This is a genomic window from Micromonospora sp. KC213 (assembly GCF_004348325.1).
Lineage (GTDB): Bacteria > Actinomycetota > Actinomycetes > Mycobacteriales > Micromonosporaceae > Micromonospora.
Genome location: NZ_SMKF01000051.1, coordinates 1 through 24,197 on the forward strand (window position 1 = coordinate 1; position 24,197 = coordinate 24,197).

Genomic DNA, 24,197 nt, shown 5'->3' on the forward strand with positions numbered 1-24,197 from the left:
GGCTTCGGGCGCACCGTCGGACGTCCGGCGGCTGTCCCTACTCGGGGTGGCCGGGCTGGACAAGGTGCTGGCGATGCACGACTTCGTGCGGATGGCCAAGCTGGCCGGCTTCCCGCAACTGTCCGATGAGCGGGGCGTGGTGTGGAAGCGGTTCAAAATGACCGAGCAGAGCACCTTCGTGGTGCTCGACCGCTCAGGAACGGTCGTGGCGCGCGACCGCGCCGGCGTCGGCGAGCCGCTGGGTCTAGCGAATCGCCCGAAACTGGGCGGATACAACTCGTCGAAGTGGTGGACCATCCTGGCCAGGTCGACGCCCTGACGGGCGCGGCGCGAGATCGCGCCGTGCACCCACCTCCCAGCCGTGCGCAGGTACGTGAGGTCCGCGATCCACAACTGGTTCGGCCGGGCACGGCAAGGTCACGTTTGACCAGGTCAGAAGGGCGTACGGTCTCAGGGGTGGGTCGGGTCGTCCGCGCGGAACCCGCTCACGCCGGTTGACGAGGCCGATTCTCCCCGTTGTCGCGGGCCCGGTATTCGCGCGGACTCATGCCGTTGACCGCGGTGAAGTGACGCGAGAAGTAGAAGGGATCGTGGTAGCCGACGGCGGCGGCGATCTCGGCGATGCTGAGGGCACTGGCGACGAGTAGCTGACGGGCCCGCGCCATGCGCAGCCGCTTCGTGTACTCGGTCACCGAGAACCCGGTCAGGGAACGGAATCTTGCTGAGAAGTGGGACGTGCTGTAGCCCGCCAGTTCGGCCAGCTGACGGATGTTGAGCGACGCCGACAGATGCGCGCGCAGATAGTCCTGGACGCGGGCGATCGGTTCACGGGTGACCCCCCAGCCGTCGCGTTCGGCGGCCAGCTGGGCGAGCAGATTCCAGGCCGCGCCGGCGGCCGCGGTGAGGCTCGCCGCCGTCTCGTCGCGCGCGAGCTCATCGCAGATGCTCTCGGCCAGCGCGAAGGCACGAAACGGGTCGGTCATCGGCGCGGTCGGCGCGGCCACGGTGAGCCCGATGGCGCTGAGCAGGTCGGGGACGTCGTCGCCGGTGACGTGCAACCACCAGATGGACCAGGGCTCCGCCTCGGCGGCAAAGTACTGATGTGACACGGCTGCGGGAATGATGAGAACTTCGTTCGGGCCTACGTCATGCCGGGCCCCGGCGAGCTCACACCAGCCGCTTCCGTCGGCGCACATGATCACGATGGTCTCGGCAGCCCCTGCGTGCCGCCATCGACCGTGTCGGGCCGCATGTGGGAAGTAGCCAGCGTCGGTCACGAGCATCCGCGAGGTCGGCTTGCGCTGCAGCGCCTGCTTCGCCAGAAGTCGGGGCAGGACGTGCAGTCGCTGATCGGGAAAGCCGTCGCGAAGGTACATCTGCCGATCGTATGCGAATCAGAGAACCGTCCAGGTTGGCCGTCGATCCGTACATTCCGAGAATCGCGCTCGCGGCCTAGGTTTCGTTCATGTCCCTGAGCCCCTTCGGTCTGCCGCCTCGTCCGGATCGCTTGGCAAACGCGCCGGTGGCGGCGTGGGCTGCACCGGTCACCATTCCGACCTACCTGCCCGAGGCGCCGAGCCGGTACCCCGCCTACCTCGACCGCCGGGTCTATCAGGGATCGTCAGGCCGGGTGTTCCCCCTGCCGTTTCACGACCGAATCCAGGAGTCCCGCTCCGATCACCGTTGGCTGGGACTGCATGTGGAGAACGCGTACCTGCGGCTGCTGGTTCTGCCCGAACTCGGCGGGCGGATCCAGTTCGCAATCGACAAGCGCACCGGCTACTCGCTGTTCTACGCCAATCCGGTGATCAAGCCCGCGCTGGTCGGGCTCACCGGGCCCTGGTTGGCCGGTGGGGTGGAGTTCAACTGGCCGCAGCATCACCGTCCGGCGACCTTCCTGCCCACGACGTGGCAGGTGGACGAGGCCGCCGGCACCGTCTGGTGCTCCGATCACGACCCGTTCGCCCGGATGAAGGGCATGCACGGCGTACGGTTGGCGCCCGATTCGACGGTGATCGAACTTAAGGTCCGCCTCTTCAACCGCAGCGAGCAGGCGCAGACCTTCCTCTGGTGGGCGAACGCGGCGGCCCAGGTCCACAGCGACTATCAGTCGTTCTTCCCCGCCGACGTGACCGTGGTCGCCGATCACGCCAAGCGGGCGACCAGCACCTTTCCGGCCGCGACGAGCACGTACTACGGGATCGACTATCCGAACCGACGCGACCTGGACCGCCGGCCGGACAGCGCGCGTCGCGTCCCGGGCGACCGGCTGGACTGGCCGCGCAACATCCCGGTACCGACGTCGTACATGTGCGTGGACTCGCGGGGTGACTTCTTCGGCGGCTACGACCATCGCGCCGGGGCCGGCTTCGTTCACTTCGCCGACCACCATTACGCGGTGGGCAAGAAGCAGTGGACGTGGGGCGACGCACCCTTCGGGCACGCCTGGAACCGCAATCTCGCCGACGACGACGCCGCCTACATCGAACTGATGGCCGGCGTGTTCACCGACAACCAGCCGGACTTCTCACACCTCGCTCCCGGCGAAACCAAGACCTTCTCCCAGTACTGGTATCCGCTGGCCGGCACGGGCCCGGTGGTCGCGGCGAGCCTCGATGCGGCCCTGGGGATCGAGCGCGGGACGGCGCAGACGGTGCTCCGCTTCGACGCGACGCGCACCGTGGGCACGGTCGAACTCCTCGTGCAGGACCACCATGGCGACCAGCTGCACAGCGAGCAGTTCGAGCTCGGGCCGGACGCCCGACCGTCCGTCGTCGTCGCGGCGGCACCGCACGCCGTTGAGCTGCACCGCGACGGGCGGTGCCTCCTGCGCTGGCAGCGTCCCGCGGCGGCTGCAGGCACCGATGAGGCGGCCCGGGTGAGGATGCAGCCGGCTCAGGAGCCAGCCCCGCCTACCGAGATAGCCTCCGCCGAGGTGCTGTACCTCACCGGCCGCCACCTCGAGCAGTACCGGCACGCGACCCGCTCCCCGGAGCCGTACTGGGCGCAGGCGCTGGTCCACGATCCGGGACACACCGCGACGCACACCGCTCTCGCGGCCCGCCGGTACGCCGAGGCTCGCTTCGCGCAGGCCGAGGAACACCTGCGAGCCGCACTGGACCGACTGACGGCGTTGAACCCGAACCCGGACAGCGGGGAGGCCCACTACCTGCTCGGGCTCACCCTGGCCCGGCGCGGACGCGACGACGAGGCGTACGCCGCGTTCGCCAAGGCGACCTGGCTCGCCCCCTGGACGGGCCCCGGGAACCATCAGCTGGCGGTGATCGACGCCCGCCATGGCCGAAATGCTCAGGCACTAGAGAGGGCGAGCGCGGCCCTACGCGCGCAACCCGAACAGCTGCAGGTCCGCGATCTCATCGTGGTACTGCTGCGCCGGCTGGGCCGCGCCGCGGAGGCCGAGCATGTCCTCGCCGAGACGCTCACACTGGATCCGCTGGACATCTGGGCGCTGCAGCTGGCCGGCCGGCTCGAGGCAGCCCAGGGGCACAGGGAAGCCCAGACACTGCTCGACGTCGCACTCGAGCACGCCCGGATCGGTGAACTCGAGACGGCCACGGCCCTGTTCACCGACGCGCGATCCGCCGACGCGCACCGCCCACTCGGTCAGACGGCCTGTGCGGTGCTCGCCGACTACCACGCCGCGGTCGTTGCCGACCGCCTCGGTGATTCGGTAGCTGCGGCAACGGCCCGGGCCCGCGCCCGCGCCCGCGAACGGACCTGGAACTTCGCCACCCGCCTCGACGACGTCGCCGCACTGGAGGCGGCACTGGCAGCCGACCCGGCCGATGCCACCGCAGCCGCCCTGTTGGGCCACTGGTACTACGCCCACAACCGAGTCGACGACGCCATCGACTGCTGGCGGCGGTCAGCCACACACGACGGGTCCGATCCCGTGGTGTGGCGCAACCTCGGGATCGCCAGCTACAACCACCGGCACGATCCCGAGGCCGCAACCGCGGCTTACGAGCGGGCACTGCGGCTCGCGCCGGGTGATCCCCGCCTGCTGAGCGAGATTGATCAACTACTCAGGCGCATCGGGGCACCGGCGGGCGACCGCCTCCGTCGGCTCGAGGACGTGCCGTCGGCCCTGCTCAAGCGGGACGACCTGGCTGTGGAGTACGCCCATCTACTGGTCACCGCCGGCCGGCCGGCGCACGCCCTGGCGGTCTTCGAACAGCGTCAGTTCCAGCCGTGGGAGGGCGGCGAGGGCCAGGTGCTTCGGGCATGGGAACGCACGCGACTCGCCCTGGCGGACGAGGCTCTGGACCGCGGGGACGCCGCGGCAGCTGCCGCACACGCCGAACTGGCACTGCAGCCGCCGCCGTCTCTGGGCGAGGCCCGGCATCCGCTGGCCAGTCCGGCCCGGCTGCTCCTCACCCTGGGCAAGGCCCTGGAGGCGACGGGGGAACACGACAGCGCCGAGCGGTACTGGCGGGAGGCCGCCGCGTCGCGGGGCGACTTCACCGAGATGAACCCGTCCGGCTTCTCGGAGAACACCTACTTCTCGATCCTGGCCGACCGCCGGCTCGGCGAGTCCGCCCACGCCGACGAGTCGATAGCCGGCCTCGCGCAACACGCCGAGCGACTTGCCCGGACACCGGCGGTCATCGACTACTTCGCCACCTCGCTGCCGTCGCTGATGCTCTTCGACGACGACCCGCAACGGCGCGTCGACCTCACCGTCGAACTGCTTCGCGCGCAACTCGCCATCCTCGCGAACGATCCGGCCACCGCCCGGAACCACCTCGACGCCGTCCTCGCGGCCGACCCCAGCCACGAGTTGGCCCGAGACCTCAACCTCCACCTCGACCGCACCGGGAGCCTTCCATGAGCTACGTTCCCGTTCCCCCGCCGGCGCACGTCCCAGACCGCTTGGCCATCACGCTCTGGGACTTCTCCTGGTACGTGCGCACCGGGCCGGGAGAGCCGTTCGAGGATCTCGACCGGGCATTCGCCGCAGCCGTCGAGCGCGGCTACAACGCGGTGCGGATCTGTGCCATGCCATACCTGCTGTTCGGCAGCGGTCTGGACACCTCTGCGCTGCGGCTCGGGCCGTTGGGCGGCGACTACGGGCAGCGGGTGCGCTGGTACGACGTCCGGCAGCCGACGGTCATCGATGCGCGCGCGCACATGCTGGAGCTGTTCCGGGCCGCGAAGCGGCACGGCTGCTTCGTCATCCTCTCCTCCTGGGAGTACCAGCAGAGCTCCTCCTTCGCCGCCGACCCCAGCTGGTGCGAGGCCCTGCTGGCCATCGAGCCGCAGCGGCGGGCCGAAGCGCAAGCGGTCGCCCTTGCCGACCTCGTCGACTTCCTGACCGAGCACCAGATCGACGACCGGCTTGCGTTCACTGAGATCCACAATGAGGTCCAGGCCGGTTACCTGGCTGACGGCCTGACCGGTGACGAGGAGGAACGATTGACGGCCCTGCGACCGCGGCTGGAGCGGGCGCTGACCGTTTTCCACAACCGTCAACCCGGCCGGCCGGCGACGGTGAACTACGCAGGGGTGCCGGCCGGCACCATGCGCGCCATTCCGGAAACCATCGACGTGTTGGCCTGCAACCCCTACGTCTACGGGGTGCTGGGCGCGTTCATCGAAACCTACGGGCTGCGCGGTGACCCTCAGGCCTTCGACCAGGCGCGCGCCGGACACGACATCCTCCGACCCGGAGCCCCCAGGCTGGCCGACTGGTCGCCGGACCATGCCTGGCGGCAGACCGCGACCATCGTGTCCAGACCGGAGATCTTCGTGCACGACTGGGGCGACGCCGAGGCAATCGACCGCTGGCTCTACCGGCACTACCCGGCATGGGAGAAGGGGATGGCGACCACGCTACGGCTCTGGCTGGACATCGCGCACGACTGGGCGACCCACCGCGGCGTGCCGATCGTATTCGGGGAGGGCTGGATCGGTTACACCCCGCGCGACGGACGGTTCGAGGAGGGCCCGATAGGAGCCGAGTTCTGCCGGCTGGCGACCGATGAGTCGCTGCGGGTCGGTGCCTGGGGAACGATTGTCTGCTCCAACGCCGCCCCGCACCACGCGATGTGGGACGACGTCGCCCTCCAGCGGCAGTGCAACGAGGCATTCCGTACCGGCATCCGCCTTCGGCCACCGCGCTTCACTTGATCTTCAACCTATTGGGCGACGGCATCGACCCCGGCTGATCAGGGTGCAGCCCTTGATCGATTATCCTTTCTGCCTACACCACGTCCCGCAACTGGCCGGCGGTGACCGTGGCGGCGTCGTCGCCGGGTTCCAGCCGGTGGGCGTCCCATGGCGCGGTCCACGAGGTGTGCCCGGCCTCCCGAGCGGTCACGAACGAGTATGGCCAGGCCGGAACCCCGATGTGGGGTGTCCGTGCCGCGCCCGTAGGTGTGGCACAGCACCCCACTGCGGGCAGGTGTGCTCCGGCCGCAACCAGCACCACACATCCGCCGCCAGCACAATCCGCCCTTGCACGGCCCGCGGCAGCGGCACCGCCACCACCGCAGCTCGCGGCCGGTCGATGTTGATCCGGCCGCTGTTCAACGCCGCGTACTGCGGGCCGTGACCGCGGCGGTGCTCAGCCGGGGTCGATGCCGTCGCTCAGCAGGTGGAAATCAAGCCAGGCTCATCGGGCCAGGACCACTTCGCCGACATGATCGCAGTGGGTGAATCCTCACCTGACAGATGCTGCTGTCGATCAGGCGAAGGGGTACGGGCCGAAGCAGCACGCCGAGGCAGGTCAGCTTCTACACCACCCGGCGGGACGCAACCCGCGCGCGGCCGCGCCGGCTTCTCAGCCCCATCGTTGGAGCAGTCGGTCGTATTCCGCCTGGGTGATGGGCAGCACCGTGCCATGCCGTGGCCGGCCGGGCATCGTGTAGCTGGAAATCGCGGTCCACTGTCCGGAGTTCAGGTCGGTGGTGGTGAAGGGGATGTATCCGCGGCCGCCGTACTCGTCGATGAACATGTACCACCGCTCTTCGATGTTCGATTTGAACACCGTTGGGCCCTCGCCCTGGCTGATCGTGCCTCGGCCGATGCATTCGGCGACGAACGAGTAGCCGCGGTTGAGAATGGTGGTGGACCTCTCCTCGAGGATGAATTTGCCGCACGCCGACTGGGAGCTGCTCCGCTCGTCTTTGGTGAGCCGGTAGTACGTGCCGTTGTGTTTGGTGAGCGTCGAATCGATGGTCGAGTAGCCCTTGTCCACCCACACCTGGGCCGTGCTGAAGGTCCGGAAGTCGCTCGTCGTGGCGTACATCATCCGGTTGTAGGTGGTGCCGGTGTGGTTCGGGTCGCTGGCGGAGTAAAGTTTCGAGGCCCAGAAGACGACGTACTGGCCGAGGCCCTCGTCGTAGTACGCCTCGGGCGCCCAGGTGTTGCCGGCCGTGTCGGGGGAGACCCGCTGCAGCCGTGGGGTGCTCCAGTTCACCAGGTCGGTAGACTCCCAGACCACGATGGATTTGCTGCCGGTCCGCTGCGCGGCGTCCCAGTTGCCGTTGCCGTAGATCCGCAGGTCGGTGGCGATCTGGTAGAACTTGTCGCCCTGCGGGGAGCGGATGATGAACGGATCCCGTACCCCGCGGGTCCCGATGCTTGAGGTCAACACGGGGCGTCCACCGTTGAGTTGGCGCCACCGGGTCGGGTCGTTGCCCTGACTGAGCGCGAAGTAAACCTGCTCACCGGCGGAGGTGTTTTCGCCGGTGAAGTAGGTGAACAGATAGCCGGCGTACTTCTGGCCGGGACCCGGGCTCGAGGTTGGAGTCACGCTCGGACTGGGGCCGGTGCCGACACGGACGAGTTGCCACTGCTGGTTCGTCGTACCGTTGTCGGTGTACTGGGAGATCCGCGCGCCGTCAGCGGTGGACCGTTCCCACACGTCCAACGCCTTGCCGCTGTTGCGGTTGATCAGCTTGACGTAGCCGCTGTCGGTGTCGACGACCCGGAAATGTTGGTTGGTCCCGCCGTGGTCGGTCCACTGCACGACGTTCGCACCGATCGCCGTGGACGCGCTCGCCACGTCGACCACTTTGCCGCTGTGCCGGGCCCGGATCTTGTAGTAGCCGCCGCCCGCGTCGACGAACTGGAACTGCTGGTTGGTCTGCTGTGTGCGGGTCCACTGCTGGGCCGCGGCGCCGTCCGCGGTGGACTGGTCGGCGATATTGATCAGCTTGCCGCTGTGCCGCGACACGATCTCGTAGTGTGCCGACGTGTCGATGGTCGCCGCGTTTGCCCCGTGCGGCGCGAGCAGCACAGCCGCGCCGGCGACGATCGACACGCCGATCAGCGCCAGCGCAGCCGGGCGGCGGCGTTGGCGGCGGTTACGGGTCGGGAGGGGAGAAGCTTGCATCGTTTGCCGTCCATCGATCCGTCGTTGTCTTGCGACCCGCGCGGATCCCGAGCGCCCGCGCCGAGGAGTTGGGAATTCTTGTTAGCCAGGGCTGTCGACGTCAGCCAAGGCTGAAGTCGACGACTCGAATTGACGAGGGTGTGGTGCCGCTCGACCGTCGCTGGTACAGGATGGACAGGATCCCGTCGGTGGCCATCCGGGAGCGGTCGACGACGACCTCCCCGAAGGCGTTCAGGCCGGACCCGTCGAACCGGAGCGTCCAATCGGTCCAGCCGCTGGCTTTGCTGGCGGTGACGATGCGTCCGTAGGGTAGAACCACGTAGGCGTTGTCGGCGCGGTCGAGGACGATCTGGGAACGGCCAAAGGCGTTCAACGCCACCGGGATTTCGACTTTGCGCCAGGCACCCTGCGCGTTGCGGACGAGGTGGAACGCGCGCGCGTACGAGCGGCGCTGGCTGGTGAAGTTGGTGACGCACTGGGTGAATCGGCCGGGCACGTAGCTGATGATCACGTGCGGCTGGCCGGTGGAGTCGACGGTCTGGCTCTCCTGGTTGATCAGCGCGTGGTCGGCGTTCAGCGCGTCGACGACGTGCCCGGGGGAGGTGACGGACACGAGGGTGCCGTTGGTGGTGCCGACCTGCTGGCCGGCATTGTTGCGCCAGGTACGGCCACGGTCGTCGCTGTAGACATAGCCTGTGTCGTGGTTGCTGAGCCCGCCGCGGTTGCACATGACCGCCGCGTTCTGCTCCCGCCAGGTGAAAGCGGCGTGCAGCCGGCCGTTTAAGCCATATGTGAGGCCGTGCAGGTACATGTTGCGGCGCGTGCTGGTGGCGCCGTGCTGGGTCCAGTTGCCCGTGGCCGACGACCACCGGCCAAGGCGGCGCCAGGTGGAGCCGTCGTACTCGACCAGTTCGTTTGTGCCGTTGCCCGAGCCGCCGGTGCGGTAGCTGAGCTGCAGCCGGCGTTCCGGGGTGATGGCGAACTGTGGATATGTGATGGCGCCCAGTTCCAAGCCGTCGAGCGTGCGCTGTACTGCTCCCAACGCGGTGGCCGTCCAGTTGCGGGAGCCGGCGTCGGTCAGGAGGCCAGCCTCGGACTTGACGTAGAAGACCCGGCTGTCGTGGGTATCCATCGCCACGTGTAACCGCCCGTCCGACGGCGACACCCCGAGCGAGATGGAGTTGTGCGAGTCGTTCGTCGTCAACGAGTGGGCCAGCTGCAGTGTTTGCCACGCCCCGCTCGGGAGCTGCCGGCGCGCGACGACCACTCGGCGGCTGGACGTGTACCACGCCGCGTACTGGTAGCCGCCGAAGGTGAGGATGCCGTCCTGCTGGTAGGAGGCGTTGTTCACGAGGCCGTCGTACGACACGAAGTACAGCGCCCGTGGATCGAGCTCGGTGTCCGCCAACCGCGTCACCGTCGGCCCCACTGCCGCGTTGACCGCCGGCGCCGCAGCCGTCTGGGCGCTGCTTGCCGTTGCGACGGTGACCGGGATAGCAAGCCCCGCCACGAGGATGGACGCGGTCAGGGCTCTTCGGGTAGCACTCGTTCGAAATCCGATCATTGCGGACTCCTTCATGCCTGGGTGACGGGTCTGGCCGCCGGAGAAGCTCCAGGCGATGGCGAACCAGACATGCGCGTGACTGACCCCGCGCATGATGAAGTTGTTGCCCGTGGCTCCCGAGATGCGGCGTCGGTTCACCGCGTGCCGTGATTTCTCTTCATGACTGAACCTCAGACAAGGGGTGCGGTGGAGCCCAACAGCCCGGGCCACTATCGAGCCGGTGGCCGGCGCGCGGCCGCTCGGCCACGGTCCCTGTGAGCGCTCCCAGCCGATGATGTGTCAGATAGTCTTCCGGCCGAACCTCTAACTGTCAATCGATAAGCGTCAACTCGACCGGATGGATGGTGGTGGCTGACCCGAGCAGAGTCCGGTACCCGTCACGGCCGGGGCCTCGCCGCCCGCGATGACCATCGTGGACTGCGGCACCCGTTACAGTCGGTACGACCCTTGCACCCACCGGCGTCGGGAGCGCGTAGTGGTACGCCCGTTTGATATCGAGGAGGTCTTCCCCGAGGTCGCCGCTGGATCGCAGCGTCGGCGGCGCCGACAGTCGGGCAGTTCGGCCCAGGGCGTGGCGGTCACCCTTATCGCCGACTACACCGTACGTACCCGGGCCTGGTTGCCTTCAGCGGCGATCGTGGCGCTGCTGGGTGAGTTCGGGGTGACCAGTGGCGCCGCCCGCACGGCCATCAGCAGGCTGGCCCGCCGGGGGATCCTGGAGGGCAGTCGGCAGGGGCGTCACAGCTCGTACCGCCTGACCGAGGGCGCCGCCAGTGATCTTACGAAAGGCGGCACCGCCATCGGCGCTGTCGGCGCAGAGTCCGAATCCTGGGACGGGTCATGGACGGTCGTGGTCTTCTCCATGCCGGAGCAGGAGAGCACGCGACGGCGTGCGCTACGGGATCACTTGCGTTGGAATGGTTATGCCCCGTTGTATGACGGGGTGTGGATCTCGCCAGATCCGTTGCCGCCGGCAGGGCGGGCAGAGCTGGCGGCTGCGGCGCGCGGCTCGGTGACGGTGTTCCGCGCGCAGCATCAGGAGCTGCAGGCGGAGGCTGACCGCAGTCCGGTTGAGGCCTGGGACCTGCCGGGCATCGCGAAAGCGTACGAGACATTCATCGATCGATGGTGGCCGCTGCTGCCGCGGATAGCCGCCGGCGAGGTGACCGGTGCGGCCGCGGTCCGGACCCGTACCGAGGTGATGGACGTCTACCGACGCTTTCCGGTGCTCGACCCGATGCTGCCGGTTGCCCTTATGCCGCCTGACTGGCCACGCAGACGTGCCCGGGCAGTGTTCGTCGCGATCTACGACGGACTGCTCGAACCGGCGCAGGATCACATCCGCTCGGTGGTTGCTCGTGTCGCGGACGGGCACTGGCCCGACATCCAGGCACACACGGTCGCGCACATGGCCGCCGGGGTTCGCCACGGCGCGGACTGAGCGGTCCACACCTAGACGGCGGGCGGGCTCAGATGCCCTTACGCGGACGCCGTATTACCCGGGCAGCATGCGGGCCGCCGCGCCCAGAGGACGCGGCGACCCGCTCGTTTACAGTCGGTCACAGGGCCGGTGTCAGGGAAGCGCCCCGGGACGCTCGACAACGTCGATGACCGCCGTTACGGCACCGAACCTGGTCATGCCGGTGACGAGCACCTCACCAGGCGCGTCGGTCGCTCTGGCCGGCAGCGCCTGCCATCGGACGGGGACGGTGGTGAGGGTATCCCGCGCGGTGGTGAGTACGCGGATTGCGGTGGGTAGCGCCGGAATCGCGCCGATCCTGGTGGCGGTGTAGACGGTGTCTTCCAGGATGTGCTTGGCTCGGCTGGCGTTGAACACGTTGATGGACGCGTGCGGCTCCCAGGTGTTGGGTAGCTCGGGCACGGCCCGGAACATCGTCTGCCATCCCGCCGGTTCCCAGACCAGCACTGCGCTGCCCTGGTTGTTGACCACGTCATTGGCCGCCTGGAAGACCCGCTGGATCGCGTCCGCCTGGCCTTGGATGGTGCGCGGGTAGGGCGAGTTGGGCAGCGGTGAGCCGTCGCCGCCGGAGGCGGGGTAGGAGGTCTCGGCGACGTCGATCTCGTAGTCGGGGTAGGTGGTCGCCATCGTGTGGAGGTTGAAGTCCAGTGCCTCGGGTGTGCCGTGCCACTCCGGGTAGTAAGAGATGGCCAGCACGTCGGGGTTTTGGCCTTTTGCCTTGACCCGGGTGAGGAATTGGTGCCAGAACTCCATGGTCTTGGCGAGGCGGTTCCTGTCGACGATCACGTGGATCTCGACCTTGGATTTCGGGGACGCGTCGCGGACGGCCTCGATCCCGGACGCGGCCAGGGTGGTGAACCGGTCCCATGCTTGGTCGTACAGCTGCTGCTCGGCCGGGTCCGTCGATCCCCAGTACCGCCACAGCAGGCCACCGCCGGGCTTGGACTGGTAGACGTCGGCCTCGTTGGCGAAGTACGGCGGGTCGGTGGTGCCGATGAGAGCCGCCTCGCTGCCGTACATGAAGCCGTTGATGATCTCGTTTCCGACGGCGACCTTGTCCGGTCTGGTGCCCTGCCGGATCAGCCGGCGCAGGTAGTCGGCGGTGAAGTCGTACACGGACTCGGTGAGGTCGTCGAAGTCCAGTTCGGCCCAGGCGCGGGGTTTGGGTTGCTTGCTCGGGTCCGCCCAGGAATCCGCGTAGTGGAAGTCGATGCCGAGGCCCATGTCTCGTTCCTTGATCCATTGGGCTGACCGCAGGGACCGCTCCGGGCCCTGGCGGGGGATCGGCGTTAGTTGGCCGGTGGTCTCGTCTCGCGGCTCGTTGAAGATGCGCAGCCGGGTGTACTCCATGCCGCGGTCTTTGGCCACGTCGAGTAGGTGGGGCCCGGCGCCCCGGTCGGCGGCCAGCGGGTTGACCCAGTACTGCCGCGTCTGGAAGTCGTCCACCCAGGACATGTCGGCGCCGAGGGTGAGGTCGTCGCGTAGGTAGTTGAAGACCTGTATCTCGCTGAGGCCGACCTTGGCGTGCCGGGACGCGCCGGTGATGGTGAGCCGGACGAAGCGCGTATCCGGCCGGGTGAACAGGTGCACCGCCCCCCGCGAGGCGGTTCGGTTGCGGGATTGGTCGGCGATCGTCTTCCACCGGCGAGCGTCGGACGAGGCCTCGACGACGTACCGGTATACCGCGCCACGGTCCGGGAAGACCACCCTGACCTTGCGTAGGTTGTCGTAGGCGCCGCCAAGGTCGACAGTCAGCCGCTGGTGGGCGCCGGGGCTGTCCGCATACCAGGACGTCATCGGGTCGCCATCGGTGGCCAGGCGGGCGGTGGACGCGCCGCTGCTGGCCGTCGCCGAGGCCCAGGACTTGGCGGCGATGTTGCTTTCGATGGGTTTGATGTCCGCGGTGCCGAAGACGGCGTGCGCCGGGGTGGGCGCCGCAAGCATCCCCGCGCTCGCCAGGGCAGCGAATGTGGTCGCCGCCACGGCTGTGCGAGCGGGGTTCCTGACCCCCATACCTTCTCCTAACCAGTGCGGGCTCCGCTGTCAGAGCCACGTTACACGTCGATGCCTATCGATTGACAAGTGCGCGTCCGACGGTAACACTCATCGATATATTTATATGGTAGCGCTCACAGGGCACACAGCGGGCACATCGAGGCGAAGGTGTGGCCCTGCTCGCTACCCGGCAGGCGAACGCCGCCGCGGACGATGCCCTACGACACGCGCCGACGACACCGTTCGCCCTCGCTGGCCGTGGCTACGCCGCAGCGCCCTGCGCGCGGCGACCAGCACAGAACGACGACAAGTGAAAGGCAGCGTCATGATCCGTACCACGCGCAAGACATTGAAACGCGGGGCACTGGCCGCCGCCGCGATGCTGTTCATGTCGGTGGCGGTGGCAGCTGGCGACGCCGCCGCGGAGAGCACGCCCAGCGGCGATGCCGTCTCAGCAGAACAGGTGGGGGGCCTGGGGAGTCTGGTCGCGGACTACAAGACTCGCTCCGCGAGCAGGTACACCGGCGACTCCTGGGCGCCCTTCGTCAAGGCGTTGAAAACCGCAACCGATGTCGCCGCCGACGCATCGGCGACCGCGCCGGATATCGCCGCCGCGAAGACGGCGCTCATGAGCGCCGCCGGCGAGCTGGAGGCGGCCGACGAGGGCACCTTCCAGACCATCACGAACAACACCTTCTGGAACGACACCAGCGGCAACCCCATCTATTCGCAAGGCGGGGGCGTCTTCAAGTTCGGCGACACCTACTACTGGTACGGCGTGCACTACCTGGGCGCTGAGAGCTACCGGGCCAACCCGACCAGGAAGTACGACAACCAGGTCTCGTTCGTCTCGATCCCCGTGTACTCCTCAAGGGACTTGGTGAACTGGAAGTTCGAGAACCGGGTCGCGACGCGCTCGACCCCGATCAACAACGGGGCCACCCTTGGTCAGGCAGGATGGGTCGGGCGGCTTGGGGTCTCGTACAACGAGAACACCGGCAAGTACGTGCTGGCCACCCAGGCTTATGTCGGAGGCGGGCACGGGGTCCTGTTCCTGCAGGGCGACTCGCCCACCGACACCTTCGACTACGCCTACTTCCAGACCCAGGTCGTCAACTCGCCGACGACGGGCACCGGGGACCAGACCGTGTTCACCGACGAGGACGGCAAGGACTACCTGATCTTCTCCAACCGAGAAGGACGTTCTCGCGCCTTTGTCAGCAAGTTCAGGGAGTCCGACTCGCTGCGGATCGAGCCGGGAGCGGAGATCGGTCGCAACTCCTCCGGACGCGAGGGCAACGCCATGTTCAAGCTCGACGGCAAGTACTACCACGCGGCGTCGGACCTGCACGGCTGGAACACGTCAGTCAACTACGTGATGGAGTCGAGCAGCGTCCAGAGCGGTTACTCGGGTGAGTACGTTCTCGCCGGCACTGAGATGGACTACAGCCACGTGACCCAGACCGGGTTCTTCGTGACGGTCAAGGGCACCAAGCAGACGACGGTGATCTACGCCGGTGACCGGTGGGCGGACTTCGCGTGGAACGGGATCGGCTACAACCAGTGGGTGCCGATCACCAGGACCGGCTCGCGGCCGCAGTTCCACTCGGTGAGCCAGTGGCAGTTCAACGCCACGACCGGGGAGTGGCGGGTCGGTCCAGCCAACAACTACATCCTGAACCCGAACTTCCAGGCTGACCGGGTCGTTGTGTCGCAGGTCCGGGGGTGGACCAACACCGGCGGGGGCGTGACCAACGTCAGCCCTGGCGCGAACGGCAGCCGCTTCGCGCTGCAGCTCGGCTCCGGATCGGCCGGCGTCCGGCAACACATCACCGTGCCGGCCGGCACCTACCGACTGTCCACGTACGCCAAGACCTCCGGCTCGGTGAGCGGCGCGCAGCTGTCGGTCACCGACGCCAGCGGCGCCACGCGTACGCTGAGCATCCCGTCATCCAGCGGCTGGACCCGGCGCGACTCTGCAGAGTTCCAGCTGGCCGCTGGCGCCGCCACCGTCACCATCCGAACCAGCAGCGGCACCCTCACCGTCGACGACCTCGCACTGGTCAGGACGTCCGGCGGTGATCCGACACCGGGGCAGCGGTACGAGGCGGAAACGCCGCCGGCGGTGTGCCAGGGCACGATCGACTCCAACCATGCCGGCTTCACCGGCACCGGATTCTGCAACGCCAGCGCCGCGATCGGCGCGTACGCGCAGTTCACGGCCACCGCGGCGGCGGCCGGCACCGCGACGCTCGGGGTCCGGTTCGCCAACGGCGCCAGCGGACTGCGGACGGCGAACCTGATCGTCAACGGTTCGACCGTAGCGACGGTCTCGTTCGAGACCACCGGAGGGTGGACGACATGGGCTACCAAGACGCTGACCGCCTCGCTCAACGCCGGCAGCAACACCATCCAGCTGAGTCCAACCGTTGCCGACGGACTGCCCAACATCGACCACCTCACCGTCGGCGCCGCCTGACCTGCAGTCCGCAGGCACGGTGACCTGACCACCGCCAACGAAACCCGACCTAACACTGGTAAGGCCGGAGCGTCCGCGGCACCGCTGGATCCGGGCAAGCGGTGCCGCGGACGCGCTGGCGCGTCTGACAGCCGTATCACGGATCCGCCCTGCCGCCCCCGTATCGCAGGAGGCGATGAGGTGCACCCGTCTCCGGCGGGTACCGGTAGTGTCCCGTGGCACGGGGCGCCGGTGATCAACTCCTTACCGGTCGCGGCCAGTTCCACATCGCGGTCGATGTGGTTGATGGCGATGATGTAACTGGCGGAGTCGCCTGCCCGGTGAACCAGCTCCACGCCGTCCGGCACGCCGTCACGGGGGACCAGCCCGGCCTCGGCCAGCACGGCATCGAGGTCGCGGCCGTTCAGACGGGTGGATACATACCAGGCGGTGCTTGCGCCGAAGCGGTGTCGGGTGCATCGGATACCCGGAAAGCCGGCTGTCCGGGCGAACGAAGTCGACGGTGCGGTGCGCCCACCAGGCGACCTCGTAGTATGCGGACAGCCGGTCGAGGTAGCCGAGGTCGACCGAGGGGCGCCACTCGAGCTCGAGCGCCCACCACGCCTCCCCAGTCCCAGACGATGGCGATGTCCGGCACGACCCTGGTGCCGACCAGCTCGTCCAGATTGGACAGGTCCGTGCCTAGTCGCACGGGCGATCCCGGTCCGCGGCCCGGTAAGCCGGTGAGCTGGGGCAGAACCCGTGCCGGGCGCCGCCGCCGAGTATGTGCCCTTCCCGGGTTACCTGGCGGGCCTGCGGGTGGCGCCGGAGGAACCACGCGGGCGGTCCGGCCGTGGGGGTGGCGAGGTTGACTGCGATGCCGACGCCGTGCAGCAGCGCGATGATCCGGTCCGGCCAGCCGAAGTCGTACTCGCCAGGGGCGGGCTCCAGCATCGCCCACGCGAAGATCCCTACGCTCACCTGACTGGCGCCCGCCTCGCGCATGAGCCGCACGTCCTCGCGCCACACCGGCTCGGGCCACTGCTCGGGGTTGTGGTCCCGCCATACCCGATCTTCCCGAGGCGGGGCAGCGCGCGCGTGCCGCCGTTCATAGGCCTCCAGGTTGTGCGCGCCCACAGAGATGCCCGTCATCATGACACAACACTCAACGCTTACGAGAGCGGCAGGTGCGTGTATTGACACACATGCGAGGTGAGGCGAACATTGTGAACGCTCACGGAATATTTCGGCCGGGTTAACGGAGGAGAGCTCCATGCTCGATAGAGACATCAGCCGGCGCCGCTTCCTCACCGGTTCGGCGCTCGTCGCGGGCGGCGCCTTCGGTGTGCCGCTGCTCGGCGCGTGTGACGCGAGCTCGGGTGGCGATTCGTCCGGTGGCGGCAAGACCGTGACGCTCACCGTCATGTACAAGAACAACGAGCTGACCAAGGAGCACATCGCCGATTTCGAGGCGAAGCACCCTGGTATCAAGATCAGCTTCATCGAGTACGACGAGACGCGGCTCAACGCGATGCTGGCTTCCAACGAGCCGCCGGACTTCGTCCGCGCGCCGGCGGTGGGCAGCGCCGCCAGCAACGCCCAGGGCTTGACCACCGCTCTCGACCCGTACCTGGACAAGAGCGCGGTGCTGAAGAAGGACAACCTGATGGCGGTCAACGAGAGCTTCCGCTGGGACGGCACGCGCACCGGCCAGGGTCCGTACTACGGCATCACCAAGGACTGGAGCCAGGACGCGACGCTCTGGTACAACCGGGCGCTGTTCGAGCAGGCCAAGATCCCGCCGCTGAGCACTACCGAGCCCATCTCGTACGACGAGCTGCTGGAGATCGCGAAGAAGCTGACCAAGAAGAGCGGCGGCAAGACCCAGGTGTACGGCCTCGGCGTGGAGTGGGCGTGGGGACTGTCCTCACCGATCTTCATGATGATCCTTCAGCAAGGTGGGCAGGTCTACAACGCCGACCTGACCGAGACCGACATGACCACGCCGGAGGCCAGGCGGGCCATCCAGTGGTACGTCGACTTCGGGCAGGCGGGCGTCGGGCCGACCACCCTCGACCCGGCCCCGGACGGCGCCGACCTGTCGCTGTTCTTGGCCAAGCGGATGGCGATCACCCAGGACGGCTACTGGTACGGCGGCAACTTCGTCAAGGAGTCCGAGGAAATCAAGAACAGCGTGGCGATGGCGCCGGCGCCGGTGATGGGCGACAAGCGGATCAGCCCTACGTACGTCGGTTGGGGGGCCATGATCCCGGCCAAGGCCAGGCACAAGGACGAGGCATGGAAGCTCATGGAGTACTTCATGGCCGGGCCACCGTCGGAGGAGCGGGCCAAGAGTGGGTGGGGCTTGCCGGGCCTGAAGTCGCAACTGTCGCTGTTGCCGCAGGATCTGCCGTATCAGAAGCAGGCATACCAGACCACGCAGGCCGAACTGTCGCACGTCGCGCAGCTGCCGGACTCGCCATACATAACGGGGGGCGGCTGGTTGCCCGTGCTCGACAAGCACATCACCCGCGCGATCAAGAAGGAGATCACCGTCGACGCCGCCGGCAAGGCGATCACCGACGAGATCAACAAACTGCTCAAGCAGGGCAAGGATCAGATCGGATAGTGGTCGCCATGGAAGCGGAAAGGGCGGGACGCGGGCGGCGGCGCTGGTCGCGGTATCCCAGCCGGACCTTCTACCTGTTCGTCTCGCCCTGGGTCCTCGGTTTCGCGTTGCTCACCGCGTTGCCGCTCGGGTACGCGCTGCTGGTCAGCTTCACCAACTTCAACGGCCGCAACAGCCGGTGGCGTTGGGTCGGCCTGCGCAACTACACCGAGCTGGTACGCGACGCGGACGTCATCGCCAGCCTGGTCCGCACGCTGGCGTACACGGCGATCACGGTGCCGTTGATGGTGGCCGGCGGGCTGGGCCTGGCCGTGCTGCTCAACCGGCGGCTGAAGGCCGTCGGTCTGTTCCGGACGATCTTCTTCCTGCCCTCGGTGGTGCCGGTGGTGGCCATGGCGATCATGTGGAAGCTGATCTTCAACCGGGACGCCGGCATCCTCAACGCGATACTCGAGAAGGTCAGTGTGGGACCGACCGCCTGGTTGGTCGACCCGAACGCGTTCTACGCGCTGATCATCCTCACCCTGTGGGGACTGGGCGGTGGCATGGTCATCATGCTCGCCGCTCTCCAGGGTGTGCCGGCCGAGCTGGAGGAGGCGGCGGTCGTCGACGGCGCCAGCCGCTGGCACGTGTTTCGCCACGTAACCGTGCCGATGATCTCACCGGTCATCTTCTTCCAGGTGGTCACCGGCATCATCGCGTCCTTCCAGATCGTCATCCAGCCGCTGCTGCTCGCCGAGTCCAACCAGGTCGGCTCGGTGGCCCTGGTGCCGCAGAGCACCCACCTGTACATGGTGCAGGTCTACGAGGAGTTCTTTAACAACAACCGGTACGGCTACGGCTCCGCCATGCTTTGGGTGTTCTTCGTGGTCATCCTGGCCATCACCCTCGTGGTGCTGCGGTCCAGCCGGCTGTGGGTGCACTACCAGGTCGACAGCGAGGGCGAACGATGACGATTGTCCGTGACCCCGCACGCCCGGCGATCAAACCGGCCTCGCCGGCACCGGCGCGGCGACCCCGGCGCACGGCCGACGCGGTGGGTACCTACCTTCTGCTGATGGCGCTGGCGGTGCTGTTCGCCGGACCGTTCGCCTGGCTGGTGCTCGCCGCGTTGAAGACCAAGACGGAGTGGGTCGCGATCCCGGCGAAGATCCTGCCGGAGAATCCGCAATGGGGAAACTTCACACAGGCGCTCACCGAAATAAACTTTGCGGCGTACCTCGGGAACTCACTCTTCCTGTCGTTTCTGTACGCGGTGCTGGTGACGTTCTCCAGCGCGGCCGTCGGCTTCGGTTTCGCACGGCTACGCGGGCGGGGCAAGCGTCCTCTGTTCATGGTGCTGCTCTCCACCATGATGTTGCCGCAGATCCTCACGCTGATTCCCACCTATGTGCTGTTCGCGCGGATCGGGCTGGTCAACACGTACTGGCCGTGGGTGCTGTGGGGCCTCGCCGCTTCGCCGTACCTCGTGTTCCTGTTCCGCCAGTTCTTCGCCGCCATCCCCGCGGAGCTGGAGGACGCGGCGATCATCGACGGCTGCGGATACGGCCGGATTTTCCTGCAGATCTTCCTGCCACTGTCCCGGCCCGTGCTGGTGACCTCGTTCCTGCTCTCGTTCACCTGGATCTGGGGCGACTACATCGCCCCCGCCCTCTTCCTCGACCCCGACCACACCACGCTGTCCGTGGCGATCTCGGCGTTCTACCGCGACCCGCACGGCAACCCCGACACCATGCTGCAAGCGGCCGCCGCCACGCTCTACGTGGTACCCGTTCTGGTCATCTTCCTGTTCGCGCAGCGCTACTTCATCCGCGGCGTCCTCAGCTCCGGTGTAAAGGGATAACTCACGACGCACCGACACCGCTGACGTTTTCGTCGCCCGGGTCGACCACGCCCCAGTCGCGTCCAAGGATGCCGCTTCGTGGTGACGTCAAGCGGCCCATTGACGTCGTTCGGGCAGGTGGACGCCGTGATCGGCATCCCGGCACTCGGCATAGGCTTTGACATCTGTCGATTGACAAGTAGCTGTCCGACGGTGACACTATTGATATATATGAATGGGAGCGCTCGCGGCACGTTCTGAGTAGGGCACCAGAACGAGGGCCACACTGCCCTGAGCGGCCGACCACGGACGCAGCTGCCCGCCGAACGCTTGGGCGTTTCCGTGCCGGTGCTGGCATGTCCTGATCCGCTGTGAGCGGTAGCCGGTGGGGCGGGGCCGGCTGAGGTACCCAATGGATCCCACGAAGGAGTCATCGTGTCGATGCAACGCGCAGCCTTCGTCAAGGACGCGGACGTCAAGATCGACGACGTTCGGTTTCGTCGGCGGCGGAACGCCGGCCACCCCCAATACCCACCCGCACAGCCCGTGATGGGCTTCGCCATCATCTGACTCTGGAGATCATCATGTTTTCACGCAGACAACGCGTCGCGATGCTGTCCGCCGGCGCGGTGATAGCGGTGGCGGGCGCAGGGGTGCTCACCGCCGCGGCGGCTTCCGCGGCGGCGACCCGCTACGAGGCCGAAACCACGCCCGCCACATGTGACGGTGTCATCGAGTCCAACCACACCGGCTACTCCGGCATTGGATTCTGCAACGCCAACAACGCGGTCGGGGCGGTGGCGCAGTTCACGGTGACCGCGTCCGTCGCCGGGGAGGCCACCGTAGCGGTGCGGTACGCCAACGGCGCGACCAGCAACCGTCCGGCGGACGTGCTGGTCAACGGCGCGGTCGCGCAGTCGGGTGCCGCGTTCAACGGCACCGGCGCGTGGACGACCTGGGCCACCACGACGCTGACCGTATCGGTGAACGCCGGCAGCAACACGATCCGGCTCAGCCCGACCACGGCCAATGGCCTTGCCAACATCGACTACGTCGACTTCGAGGTCGGTGGCCCGCCACCCACGTCGCCACCGCCCAGTTCGCCGCCGCCCGGATCGGGCAAGCAGATGGAGGACCTGAACCGCGGCCTGATCAGCGTGCGGTCGGGCAGCGGCAACCTGGTCTCCTGGCGGCTGCTGGGCACCGAGGCCGCGAACACGGGCTTCAACGTGTACCGCGGTTCGACGAAGGTGAACTCGTCGCCGATCACCAACTCCACCAACTACTTGGACTCCGGCGCCGCGGCCGACGCGTCGTACACGGTCCGCGCGGTCGTCAACGGGGTCGAGCAGGCGGCGTCGGAGGCCTCGCTGCGGTTCGCCGGCGGCAACTACCTGGACGTGCCAATCTCCCGGCCGGGCAGCAACTACACCGCCGGCGACGCCAGCGTCGGTGACGCGGACGGCGACGGCCAGTACGAGGTCTTCCTCAAGTGGGACCCCTCCGATCAGAAGGACCCCGCCCAGGACGGGGTCACCAGCAACGTCTACATCGACGCCTACCGGCTCAACGGCACCCGGCTGTGGCGCATCGACATGGGCCGTAACATCCGGGCCGGCGCCCACTACACCCAGTTCCAGGTCTATGACTACGACGGCGACGGCCGGGCTGAGATGGCGGTCAAGACCGCCGACGGGACCCGCTCCGGCACCGGACAGGTGATCGGCGACGCCAACGCCCTGCACCGCAACTCAACCGGGCACGTTAACGCCGGACCGGAGTTCTTGACGATGTTCGACGGGCTTACCGGTGCGGTGCGCTCGACGGTGAACTACGAACCGGCCCGGGGCAACATCGCCGACTGGGGCGACACCAAGGGCAACCGCGGTAACCGGTTCCTGGCCGGGACCGCCTACCTCGACGGTCAGCGTCCCACTCTCATCATGAGCCGCGGCTACTACGAAAAGACCGCGATCGCGGCCTACGACTTCCGCAACGGTCAACTGTCCCTGCGGTGGAAGTTCGACTCCCGCACGGCCGGTAGTCAGTGGACCGGCCGGGGGGCGCACTCGCTGTCCATCGCCGACGTCGACGGTAACGGTACCGACGAGATCATCTTCGGCGGTATGACCATCAACGCCAACGGCACCGGCCGCTACACCACCAGCTTCTACGGTCACGGCGACGCGCTGCACGTCGGCGACCTCGTCCCCAGCCGGCCTGGCCAGGAGATCTGGATGATCCACGAGTCGAGCTCCAGCCCGGCGGCGACGTTACGGGATGCCAACAACGGCTCGGTCATCTTGCAGAGGAACAACTCCTGCGGCTGCGAGGGCCCGGCCCGTGGTGTGGCCGGTGACATCTACGCCGGTAACGCCGGCGCCGAATTCTGGGGCACCGGCACCGGACTGGGCAACCTGCTCAGCGCCTCGGGTACCAACGTGGGTCGCAACCCGAGCAGCTACAACTTCCTTGCCTGGTGGGACGGCGACCCGATCCGGGAACTGCTCAACGGCAACTACGTCGACAAGTACGGCACCGGCGGCGACACCCGCCTCATGACCGGCTCCGGCGCCCACTCCGTCAACGGCAGCAAATCCACTCCGTCGCTGTCGGGTGACCTGTTCGGCGACTGGCGCGAAGAGATCATCCTGCCGCGTGACGACAACAACGCCCTGCGCATCTACTCCACCCCCATCCAGACCGACCGGCGCATCTACACACTCTTGCACGACGCCCAGTACCGCGTCGCGATCGCCTGGCAGAACACCACCTACAACCAGCCGCCGCACCCGAGCTTCTTCCTCGGCAACGGCATGACCACCCCGCCGCAACCGAACATCCACGTCCGCTGACTCGGTTGGGGCGCGCCGGCCGCTGGGCCGGCGCGCCCCAACGGGCACCCCTAGACCGTGTTTCGTAGAGCGTCGATGTTGTGGCGTGGCGGTGATCGATAACTGAAGAGGTCTCCGGTAGTTGGTTCAGCGACCAAGCTAGAACTTCACACCGGAGACCTCGTGCCGAGCGTCGCGGCCGCGAGGCGACACGGCCTCACCGATGGGCGATGGGCGGTCCTTGAGCCGTTGCTGCCGGCCGGAACGGGTCGTGATCGGCCGCGCAGATGGACACTGAGAGCACTCCTCGACGGGATCCGGTGGCGGGTGCGGACCGGCTCACCGTGGCGTGATGTGCCGTCGGTGTATCCGCCGTGGCAAACCTTGTATCGATGGTTTCGCCGATGGCAGCGTGACGGCGTCTGGGCCCGAATCCTGGCCTTGCTGCGGGCACGGTCGGACACGGTCGGGTTGATCGGGTGGACGCTGAGCGTGGACTCGACCATCAGCCGTGCCGATCAGCGCGCCGCCGGAGCCCGCCGTGACGGCGAGGGGCAGGAGCCGCCCGGTGGTGTGCAGGCCGAGCCGGCAGATCATGGGCTCGGCCAGTGAGGGGAGGCTGGACCACCAAGACGCACCTGGCGTGCGAGCAGGGCCGCAAGCTGATGGCCGTGCTGGTGACGGCCGGGCAGCGCGGCGACAGCCCGCAGTGTCGCGCGCTGCATCAGATGTGTTCCGGTCGAACGGCCAACTGTCAATCGATAGACGTCGACCCGGATTGGATGACTGCCTGCTGCGTTGACCCCGGTGTGCGACTAGACGGCCTGGGCGGTCTCGCGGCTTTGCGTCGCTCGGATCGGAGCGAGGGCCGTGATCGGCCCGTCCGCCTGGCTGCCATGGTGTGCTGGCGTCGTCTGTTGACAACTAGCTGTCCGGCGGTAACATATGTCGACACATATCGATGTGAGCGCTCACAGCAATGGGCGACTAGCTCTGGGCAAGGGCCGCGCTGAACGGGGCCGACCGCGGACCGAGCCGCCCGACGGTCAAGGAGGC

14 protein-coding genes and 2 pseudogenes are annotated in these 24,197 nt (G+C 67.7%); 11 read left to right on the forward strand and 5 right to left on the reverse strand.

The genetic code is table 11. The features are described from left to right. Positions 1–319, forward strand: a pseudogene (locus tag E1166_RS13255) (hypothetical protein); the annotation flags it as partial. Positions 320–485: 166 nt separating this feature from the next. Here the strand turns inward: E1166_RS13255 and E1166_RS13260 are convergent. Next, positions 486–1,376: an AraC family transcriptional regulator gene (locus tag E1166_RS13260; RefSeq protein WP_132338838.1), complete on the reverse strand. Its 891-nt coding sequence runs from the start codon at positions 1,374–1,376 to the stop codon at positions 486–488. An 89-nt stretch (positions 1,377–1,465) separates the two neighbouring features. Here E1166_RS13260 and E1166_RS13265 point away from each other — a divergent pair, with 89 nt between their 5' ends. Both E1166_RS13265 and E1166_RS13270 read left to right on the forward strand, forming a co-directional pair. Next, positions 1,466–4,852 carry a DUF5107 domain-containing protein gene (locus E1166_RS13265; RefSeq protein WP_132338840.1) on the forward strand — a complete coding sequence of 1,129 codons (3,387 nt, stop codon included), beginning with the start codon at positions 1,466–1,468 and terminating at the stop codon, positions 4,850–4,852. Beyond that, the gene (locus tag E1166_RS13270) at positions 4,849–6,150 is read left to right on the forward strand and encodes a cellulase-like family protein (protein WP_132338842.1); all 1,302 of its coding nucleotides are present in this window, start codon (positions 4,849–4,851) and stop codon (positions 6,148–6,150) included. Before E1166_RS13265 ends, E1166_RS13270 begins: the two co-directional genes overlap by 4 nt. 652 nt (positions 6,151–6,802) lie before the next feature. On the opposite strand, the gene E1166_RS13280 is transcribed toward E1166_RS13270, so the two are convergent. Next, entirely contained in the window at positions 6,803–8,359 is a 1,557-nt protein-coding gene (locus E1166_RS13280) for an RICIN domain-containing protein (protein WP_132338844.1), read from the reverse strand. Positions 8,360–8,459: 100 nt separating this feature from the next. Continuing rightward, complete coding sequence (locus tag E1166_RS13285) at positions 8,460–10,061, reverse strand: BNR repeat-containing protein (protein ID WP_207914211.1); 1,602 nt, start codon at positions 10,059–10,061, stop codon at positions 8,460–8,462. A gap of 265 nt (positions 10,062–10,326) precedes the next feature. Between E1166_RS13285 and E1166_RS13290 the strand changes: the two genes are divergently transcribed. Next, complete coding sequence (locus tag E1166_RS13290; RefSeq protein WP_347813022.1) at positions 10,327–11,364, forward strand: PaaX family transcriptional regulator C-terminal domain-containing protein; 1,038 nt, start codon at positions 10,327–10,329, stop codon at positions 11,362–11,364. A 132-nt stretch (positions 11,365–11,496) separates the two neighbouring features. Here the strand turns inward: E1166_RS13290 and E1166_RS13295 are convergent, their stop codons facing one another. Beyond that, positions 11,497–13,347, reverse strand: coding sequence for a glycosyl hydrolase 53 family protein (locus tag E1166_RS13295; RefSeq protein WP_165944325.1), 1,851 nt, complete (start codon positions 13,345–13,347; stop codon positions 11,497–11,499). Positions 13,348–13,723: 376 nt separating this feature from the next. On the opposite strand from E1166_RS13295, the gene E1166_RS13300 reads away from it, so the two are divergent. After that, positions 13,724–15,877, forward strand: coding sequence for a CBM35 domain-containing protein (locus E1166_RS13300; RefSeq protein ID WP_207914212.1), 2,154 nt, complete (start codon positions 13,724–13,726; stop codon positions 15,875–15,877). Positions 15,878–16,558: 681 nt separating this feature from the next. On the opposite strand, the gene E1166_RS13310 is transcribed toward E1166_RS13300, so the two are convergent. Then, the gene (locus E1166_RS13310) at positions 16,559–17,011 is read right to left on the reverse strand and encodes a beta-galactosidase (protein ID WP_207914213.1); all 453 of its coding nucleotides are present in this window, start codon (positions 17,009–17,011) and stop codon (positions 16,559–16,561) included. A 118-nt stretch (positions 17,012–17,129) separates the two neighbouring features. On the opposite strand from E1166_RS13310, the gene E1166_RS13315 reads away from it, so the two are divergent. The 6 genes and pseudogenes from E1166_RS13315 to E1166_RS13335 form a co-directional block, all read left to right on the forward strand. Continuing rightward, on the forward strand, positions 17,130–18,485 hold the full coding sequence (locus tag E1166_RS13315) for a sugar ABC transporter substrate-binding protein (RefSeq protein ID WP_132338848.1): 1,356 nt from the start codon (positions 17,130–17,132) through the stop codon (positions 18,483–18,485). A gap of 8 nt (positions 18,486–18,493) precedes the next feature. After that, positions 18,494–19,438: a sugar ABC transporter permease gene (locus E1166_RS13320; protein WP_132262692.1), complete on the forward strand. Its 945-nt coding sequence runs from the start codon at positions 18,494–18,496 to the stop codon at positions 19,436–19,438. Between the two features lie 83 nt (positions 19,439–19,521). Continuing rightward, a complete protein-coding gene (locus tag E1166_RS13325; protein WP_207914215.1) occupies positions 19,522–20,328 on the forward strand; it encodes a carbohydrate ABC transporter permease in 807 nt (268 codons plus the stop codon). 414 nt (positions 20,329–20,742) lie between these two features. Next, the gene (locus tag E1166_RS32505; RefSeq protein ID WP_256370822.1) at positions 20,743–20,877 is read left to right on the forward strand and encodes a hypothetical protein; all 135 of its coding nucleotides are present in this window, start codon (positions 20,743–20,745) and stop codon (positions 20,875–20,877) included. Between the two features lie 14 nt (positions 20,878–20,891). Further along, complete coding sequence (locus tag E1166_RS13330; RefSeq protein ID WP_132338852.1) at positions 20,892–23,162, forward strand: carbohydrate-binding protein; 2,271 nt, start codon at positions 20,892–20,894, stop codon at positions 23,160–23,162. A 162-nt stretch (positions 23,163–23,324) separates the two neighbouring features. Then, positions 23,325–23,851: pseudogene (locus E1166_RS13335) on the forward strand (IS5 family transposase); the annotation flags it as partial. Positions 23,852–24,197 lie beyond the last annotated feature (346 nt).

Excerpts from the sequence above, each read along its gene's own strand:
- E1166_RS13260 (WP_132338838.1), bottom strand. The coding sequence starts at position 1,376 with ATGTACCTTCGCGACGGCTTTCCCGATCAGCGACTGCACGTCCTGCCC.
- E1166_RS13265 (WP_132338840.1), top strand. The coding sequence starts at position 1,466 with ATGTCCCTGAGCCCCTTCGGTCTGCCGCCTCGTCCGGATCGCTTGGCA.
- E1166_RS13270 (WP_132338842.1), top strand. The coding sequence starts at position 4,849 with ATGAGCTACGTTCCCGTTCCCCCGCCGGCGCACGTCCCAGACCGCTTG.
- E1166_RS13280 (WP_132338844.1), bottom strand. The coding sequence starts at position 8,359 with ATGCAAGCTTCTCCCCTCCCGACCCGTAACCGCCGCCAACGCCGCCGC.
- E1166_RS13290 (WP_347813022.1), top strand. The coding sequence starts at position 10,327 with ATGACCATCGTGGACTGCGGCACCCGTTACAGTCGGTACGACCCTTGC.
- E1166_RS13295 (WP_165944325.1), bottom strand. The coding sequence starts at position 13,347 with ATGCTTGCGGCGCCCACCCCGGCGCACGCCGTCTTCGGCACCGCGGAC.
- E1166_RS13300 (WP_207914212.1), top strand. The coding sequence starts at position 13,724 with ATGATCCGTACCACGCGCAAGACATTGAAACGCGGGGCACTGGCCGCC.
- E1166_RS13310 (WP_207914213.1), bottom strand. The coding sequence starts at position 17,011 with ATGATGACGGGCATCTCTGTGGGCGCGCACAACCTGGAGGCCTATGAA.
- E1166_RS13315 (WP_132338848.1), top strand. The coding sequence starts at position 17,130 with ATGCTCGATAGAGACATCAGCCGGCGCCGCTTCCTCACCGGTTCGGCG.
- E1166_RS13320 (WP_132262692.1), top strand. The coding sequence starts at position 18,494 with ATGGAAGCGGAAAGGGCGGGACGCGGGCGGCGGCGCTGGTCGCGGTAT.
- E1166_RS13330 (WP_132338852.1), top strand. The coding sequence starts at position 20,892 with ATGTTTTCACGCAGACAACGCGTCGCGATGCTGTCCGCCGGCGCGGTG.